This window comes from Sedimentibacter sp. B4, assembly GCF_000309315.1.
In the GTDB taxonomy this organism is placed as follows: domain Bacteria; phylum Bacillota; class Clostridia; order Tissierellales; family Sedimentibacteraceae; genus Sedimentibacter; species Sedimentibacter saalensis.
In genome coordinates this window covers 1-272 of record NZ_CANG01001054.1, presented here as the reverse complement: position 1 = coordinate 272, position 272 = coordinate 1, and the positions used below count along the sequence as shown (strand labels likewise).

General features: G+C 71.7%; 1 protein-coding gene. It reads left to right on the top strand.

Annotated elements, in window-relative coordinates:
- Nucleotides 1–33 precede the first annotated feature (33 nt).
- Nucleotides 34–272 (top strand): DUF885 family protein (locus BN358_RS21655; RefSeq protein ID WP_306461339.1); only part of this gene is annotated, 239 nt, incomplete at its 3' end.

Sequence of the window (272 nt, the reverse complement as noted above, 5' to 3'; positions counted from 1 at the left end):
CCTCGCGATGGCCGGACGCAAGGCCGCGGCGGCATACGGCGAACTGGTCACCTTCCTCGAGGACGAGTTGATCGCCGGGCGCCCGCCGAGGACGCCGTCGGACCCGACCGGTACGGGCTGTGGTCCCGGATGTTCGTCGGCGCGGCTGTCGACCTGGACGAGACGTACGAGTGGGGTCTGGAGGAGCTCGCCCGGATGGCAGCGGAGCAGGACGCGATCGTCGCGGAGATCGCCGGGCCCGGGGCGTCCATCGCCGAGGCGATCGAGAAGCT